This is a genomic window from Natronomonas aquatica (assembly GCF_024449025.1).
In the GTDB taxonomy this organism is placed as follows: Archaea; Halobacteriota; Halobacteria; order Halobacteriales; family Haloarculaceae; genus Natronomonas; species Natronomonas aquatica.
Genome location: NZ_JAHLKM010000013.1, coordinates 71,508 through 77,717, shown reverse-complemented (window position 1 = coordinate 77,717; position 6,210 = coordinate 71,508). Strand labels below are relative to the sequence as shown.

Sequence of the window (6,210 nt, the reverse complement as noted above, 5' to 3'; positions counted from 1 at the left end):
TGCAGGGCGTTGGTACTGCTGGACACAGTTTCCAAACCCTGCGGCCTCCCTTGGGAGGCTTTCTATGACACGCTCTTGATAAATAACTCATGGTATACCATGGCTCAGTCGATACGTGTCCTCCATGTCGATACCGAGCCGAACAGTGGGGATCTGACCGCGGCGGCTCTCGACCGTGAAGTTGACTATGTTCTCGTTGAGACGGCTACGAGCGCCGCTGAGGGACTTGATATGATCGCGAACTACCCCCCGGACTGTGTCCTCTCTACCCGTGATATGCTCGGACAAAACGGCACCGGGTTTCTGCAACAGCTCCGTAATGAATACCCCGAGTTGCCGTTTATTCTACTCACCACCGATGCTGGCGCGGATGTCATCAATAAGGCTATCTCGGCCGGTGCAACCGATTACTTCCGGACAACATCCGGGCCTGAGCAGTATCAACTCCTGGTAAATCGTATCGAAAACACTGTTCAACCGCGAGAATCCGGAGATGAACTCGCTCAACGGGAGGAGTTGGTGGAATTGACTGAGGCCACCGCCAACACTGGCGGCTGGGAACTCGATCTCGAGGCCAACGAACTGAATATAACCGCCGGTGCCAGTCGGATCACCGGTCTCCCACAAGATGCTGACCTTTCGCTGGATGGAACGATCGACATCTATCACCCGGATGACCGACCCGAAGTCCGAGCTGCCGTTGACCGCGCCGCTCGGACCGGACAACAGGTCCAAGGCACATGGCGGATTCAGCCAGCGGCAGGGGGCCAGCGTGTCGTAGACGTGACGATTACCCCAGCCACGTCCAGCGGCGAGGTGACGGCGCTTCGAGGCACGGTTCAAGACGTTACCGAGCGTCGTGAGCGCCGCAAGGAACTCGAACAGATCGAGACGCTGTTCCAGCACACACAGGGGCCGTTGTTCTTGGTCGATGTTGGTGATGAATTAACAATCAAGCGGGTCAATTGGGCCTGGGAAGACGCGACGGGGATATCGCCTGATTCAACCCACGGAAAAACGCCGCGTGAATTACTCGGTAAAGAGCAAGGGAGCAGGGTAGCACAACGATACCGCGAGTGTGTCCGGCGTCAGGAACCGATTGAATACGAAGAGCAGCTTCAGTTCGACGCCCACCCGACGTACTGGAAGACCAGAATTGCGCCGGTAATAATCGATGGAGACGTGGAGTACATCGCTGGTTCGACACGAAACGTTACTGAGACTCGAGAGCGGCAGCGAGAACTCCGCATTTTTAAACAGGCTATTGACAACACAGAAGTGCCAATCACACTTGCAGAACCATCTGAAGAGGACAACCCACTCGTTTTCGTCAACACCGCCTACGAACAGTTGACCGGATATCTTGAGGAGGAAGCGCTTGGTCGGAACTGCCGATTTCTTCAGGGCCAGAATACCAACTCCGAAGCGGTTACCGCTCTTCGGACAGCGATTGCTGCTGAGAAGCCGATCACCACTACGTTGCGCAATTACCAGAAGGACGGTACCGAATTTTGGAACCGCCTGACTGTCACCCCGATTTACGACGATGACGGGACCCTTATCCGATACCTCGGCACCCAACAGGATATCACCGAGCGCAAAGAACGCGAGAAGCACGTAGAACTGCTTGGACGGGTATTACGGCACAATTTGCGCAATACTCTGAACGTGGTTCGGGGACGAGCTGAGGCGATCTGTGCGGAGACATCGGGATCAGTTGCAACGGATGCTACCCGGATAATAGAGGTGAGCGATGAGCTGCTCGGATTGACCGAGAAAGAACAGAAACTGGCCGACGTGCTACGGGGTGAGCCGATTCAAAAACCGCTTGACATCGAGGCAGTTTTAGAACGGGTCATCTCGAAAACAATATCGGAGTATCCGGAGGCCACCGTCACGATTGAGTGTCCCACTGGGATGACTGCTCGAACGACGACAGACTTGGCTCAAGCGCTTAGGGAGCTTGTGGAAAACGCCATCGTTCACAACGGTTCCGAGTCGCCCGATGTTTGTGTTACTGCCGCTCGGACTGAGACAGGGGTTCGTATTGAGGTTGCTGATAACGGGCCACGGATCCCCGACATGGAGCGGAGCATACTCGTAGACGGGGTGAGAGAGGAGCCACTATACCACGGGCGCGGCCTCGGGATGTGGGTTATTAGGCTGATCATAGCTCAAGCGGGTGGTAGTGTTACTGTTGAGCAGCGGTCACCGACTGGAAACATCGTCAGAGTTGAACTTCCGTAGTACAGTCGCATCTGATGTGCCGTATATGTCTTTTCGATCCTGCAAGCCAGTCGGTGTCGACAGCATGCAGCCGATAGCTGTTTCACCGGATCAAAAAAGAGCGACGTTGAAGCGATTACAGCCGACAGTATCACTCGGCCCGTTCCCGGCGGTCGATCTCGCGGTAGACGACCAGCGAGACGAAGTAGACCCCAATAAACAGGAGGAAACCGAGGCTGAGCGTGAGGAGCGTCCCGGCCGTGAGATCGAGTACGGTCCACCCGACGGCGACGGTGACCGCGACGGCGAAGACGACGAGGGCGAAGACGCCGGACGTCACGTAGACGCCGGTGTCGCTCTCCGGAAACATCGTATCACGGTCGTCGGCCGGAGGCATCAAAACACTGTCGTGTCCACCTGGCCGAGCGATACATCGCAGGAAACCGATCGCTGGAGGGCGTGGCAACGACGCTCTGATCGGGGGAACGGCGGAGGAGTTGGAATATTCCAAGAAAGACGTATCCGGGACGGCATCGTAGGGCGCGGTAATGAGCGATAGCGAGCAGGGCGAGGACGCCGGCAACGAGCCCCCGGGAGCGGTCGTCACGTTCTCGGTCCCGGAGATGGACTGTCCCTCCTGTGCCGGGAAGGTCGACTCGAGCCTCGGGCGCGTCGACGGCGTCCAAGAAGCCGACCTCCGGCCGACCGCCGGGACCGCCAGGGTGACGTACGACCCCGACCGGATCGGCGAGACAGACTTGATCGCGGCGATCGAGGGCGCCGGCTACGAGGTGACGAACGGATCCGAAAGCGGCGACGGGACGGACGGAGAGGGCGGGATCGCGCCCCCATCCTCTGTCTGGACGGGCGACCGGGCGATCTGGACGTGGATCGGCGCCGCCTTCCTGGTCGGCGGACTCGTCGTCGAGTTCCTCGCCGGAGCAAACCCGACGGTCGTCGTGACGCCGCTTTTCGAGCTATCCGCCGCCGACGTGGCCTTCCTCGTCGCCGTCCTGACGAGCGGGGTACCGGTCGTCCGGGGCGGCTACTACTCGGCACGGAACCTGAGTCTCGATATCGACCTGCTGATGGGGACGGCCATCCTCGCCGCGACCGCGATCGGGCTCTTCGTCGAGGCGGCGACGCTCGCGGTGCTTTTCAGCATCGCCGAGCTGCTCGAACAGTACGCGATGGACCGGACGCGGGACTCGCTGCGCGAGCTGATGGAACTGGCGCCCAACGAGGCGACCGTCGTCCGGAACGGCGAGGAGGTGACCGTCCCGGTCGAGGAGGTCGGGATCGGCGAAACCGTCGCCGTCCGGCCGGGCGAGAAGATCCCCGTCGACGGGATCGTCCGGACGGGAACGAGCGCGGTCGATCAGTCCCCGATCACCGGCGAGAGCACGCCGGTCGACAAGGCCGACGGCGACGAGGTGTACGCGGGGACGCTCAACGAGGCGGGCTATCTCGAAGTGGAGGCGACGACGACCGACGAGGGATCGACGCTCTCGCGGATCATCGATCTCGTCCGGGAGGCACAGGCCGAAAAGACCGACAAAGAGCGGTTCGTGGACCGCTTCGCCGGCTACTACACGCCGAGCGTGGTGGTCCTGGCGATCCTGACCGCCGCCGTCCCCCCGCTTTTGATCGACGGAAGCGTCGCCGTCGGATTCGCGGGGTACTCACACACCTTCGCCGGCGACTGGCTGACCTGGTTCGTCCGGGGGCTGACGCTTCTGGTCATCGCGTGTCCGTGTGCGTTCGTCATCTCGACGCCGGTCAGCGTCACCTCGGGCGTGACCGCCGCGGCGCGCAACGGCGTCCTCATCAAGGGCGGCAACCACCTCGAGGCGATGGGCGAGGTCGACGCGATCGCCTTCGACAAGACGGGCACGCTGACGAAAGGCGAACTCGGGGTGACGGACGTCGTTCCCGTCGGCGACGTCGCCGAAAAGGACGTACTCCGGTATGCCGGGGCGCTCGAGCGGCGGAGCGAACACCCGATCGCCGACGCGGTCCGCGAACGGGTCGAGGAACGCGGCATCGAGTTCTCCGAGGTCTCCGACTTCGAGAGCATTACCGGGAAGGGCGTCCGGGGCACTATAGAGGGAACCACCTACTACGCGGGGAATCCCGGGCTGTTCGAGGAGCTGGGGTTCGAGCTCGGCGAGAGCGGGGGAGGGACACGCGCCGACGGCGGGGTCGCGGCGTCGGTTCCGGAAGGGACAGCCGACAGTGCGGCGACGATCGACGCGATGCAGCGCGACGGAAAGACGGTAGTGCTCGTCGGGACCGCCGATTGCCTGCTCGGTATCGTCGGGATCGCCGACGAGATCCGCCCGGCCGCCGAACGGGCGATCGAGAACCTCCATCGGCTGGGGGTCACACCGCTGGTAATGCTCACCGGCGACAACGAGGGGACCGCCCGGGCGGTCGCCGGGGAACTCGGGATCGACGAGTACCGGGCCGGGCTGTTGCCCGACGAGAAGGTCGCCGCGATCGAGGAACTGGAGGCCGAACACGGCGACGTCGCGATGGTCGGCGACGGAGTCAACGACGCCCCCGCCCTGGCGACGGCCTCGGTCGGCGTCGCGATGGGTGCGGCCGGCACCGACACCGCCATCGAGACGGCCGACATCGCGCTCATGGGAGACGACATCGAGAAACTGCCGTACCTCTATGCGCTCTCTCATAAGGCGAACAGCGTGATCCGACAGAACATCTGGAGCAGCCTGGGCGTGAAGCTGTTGCTCGCCGTCGGCGTACCGTTCGGGTACGTCAGCGTCGCGGCCGCCGTCGTCGTCGGCGATATGGGGATGAGCCTCGGCGTCACGGGCAACGCCATGCGGCTCTCGCGGATGGATCCCGAGCGGTTCCTCGAGCGCGATTTGTAAACGGCCGTCGCGTCCGCGGCACGGCGGCGAAGATGTTCGCGACAGCGGCTTCACCGACCGACACCTCATCGTCGATCTCGAGACCGACGGCGCGATCCCTGAAGCGATGGCCGACGCGCTCGCCGAGTACGATCTGGTGGGCGCCAACGAGGTGTACGGGGAGGGCGACGTCGAGGTGTCGTTTGCGGGCGCCGTCGGCGACGCGACCCGCCACCAGTTCGCCGACGTCCGCACCCGCGGCGAGCACCAGTCGTACATCGTCGAGTAGCGTGGGCCCCGTCCGAACCGCCCGGCCGACGGACGTTTTCTGTTCTCGGCCCGGTACTACCCGGCATGGGGGATCGAGCCTGCTACCGGGCGTTCTGCCCGGAGTGTGACGCACAGGTCACGGTCCTCGAGGAGACCTGTCCGGACTGTGGCCGGCGACTGGAGATCGAGTAACGGCAAAAAGTACCGACAGCGAGACGTCTCGACGACAGTATCAGACGTCCTCGATCTCGAGTTCCTCGCCGACCTGAACGAGGTATTCGAGGTCGTAGCCGGCCTCGCGGACGTTCTCCTCGCCGCCCTCGTTGCGGTCGACGACGACGATGAGGTGTCGCGGGATGCCGCCGAGTTCCTCGATCAGCTCGGCCGTCTCGATGATGGTGCTGCCGGTCGTCGTCACGTCCTCGACGATCGCGACCCGCGCCCCCTCGCCGATGTCACCCTCGATGCGGGCCTGCGTTCCGTAGTCCTTCTGATCCTTCCGGATATACGCCGAGGGGATCCCGGTTCGAAGCGAGACAGCCGTGACGAGCGGGACCGCCCCGAGTTCCGGCCCGGCGATGACGTCGACCTCGTCGGGATCGATCCGGGCGGCGATCCCGTCGGCGATCCGGCTCAGTACGTCCGGCTGGGTCTCGAAGACGTACTTGTCGATGTAGTAATCGGCGATCGACCCGTTCGAGAGTTCGAACTCCCCTCGCTTTATTGCGCCGGACGCCTCGATTCGGTCTGCGATATCGGACATTATCCGTCTCACCCGCCGTATCGAAAAAAAGATTCTGATCGCCGGGGCGGGTCAGTGACCAAGCTTTTAGCCCTCTGC

The 6,210-nt window shown here is 62.6% G+C and carries 6 protein-coding genes; 4 read left to right on the top strand and 2 right to left on the bottom strand.

All coding sequences use genetic code 11. The features are described from left to right. Positions 1-2,247: PAS domain S-box protein (locus KM295_RS10565; protein WP_256029917.1), on the top strand; the 2,247-nt coding region annotated here is incomplete at its 5' end. 130 nt (positions 2,248-2,377) lie between these two features. Here the strand turns inward: KM295_RS10565 and KM295_RS10560 are convergent. Beyond that, complete coding sequence (locus KM295_RS10560; protein WP_256029916.1) at positions 2,378-2,623, bottom strand: hypothetical protein; 246 nt, start codon at positions 2,621-2,623, stop codon at positions 2,378-2,380. Between the two features lie 151 nt (positions 2,624-2,774). Between KM295_RS10560 and KM295_RS10555 the strand changes: the two genes are divergently transcribed. The 3 genes from KM295_RS10555 to KM295_RS16860 all read left to right on the top strand — a co-directional run bounded on the left by KM295_RS10555 (position 2,775) and on the right by KM295_RS16860 (position 5,561). Continuing rightward, the gene (locus KM295_RS10555; RefSeq protein ID WP_256029915.1) at positions 2,775-5,120 is read left to right on the top strand and encodes a heavy metal translocating P-type ATPase; all 2,346 of its coding nucleotides are present in this window, start codon (positions 2,775-2,777) and stop codon (positions 5,118-5,120) included. A 106-nt stretch (positions 5,121-5,226) separates the two neighbouring features. Then, on the top strand, positions 5,227-5,388 hold the full coding sequence (locus KM295_RS10550) for a hypothetical protein (protein ID WP_256029914.1): 162 nt from the start codon (positions 5,227-5,229) through the stop codon (positions 5,386-5,388). Positions 5,389-5,453: 65 nt separating this feature from the next. Further along, positions 5,454-5,561 (top strand): zinc ribbon domain-containing protein, encoded by a 108-nt coding sequence (locus tag KM295_RS16860; RefSeq protein WP_272494373.1) that lies wholly within the window; start codon positions 5,454-5,456, stop codon positions 5,559-5,561. A gap of 40 nt (positions 5,562-5,601) precedes the next feature. On the opposite strand, the gene pyrE is transcribed toward KM295_RS16860, so the two are convergent. Then, positions 5,602-6,132 carry an orotate phosphoribosyltransferase gene (pyrE, locus tag KM295_RS10545; protein WP_256029913.1) on the bottom strand — a complete coding sequence of 177 codons (531 nt, stop codon included), beginning with the start codon at positions 6,130-6,132 and terminating at the stop codon, positions 5,602-5,604. Between the last annotated feature and the right edge of the window lie 78 nt (positions 6,133-6,210).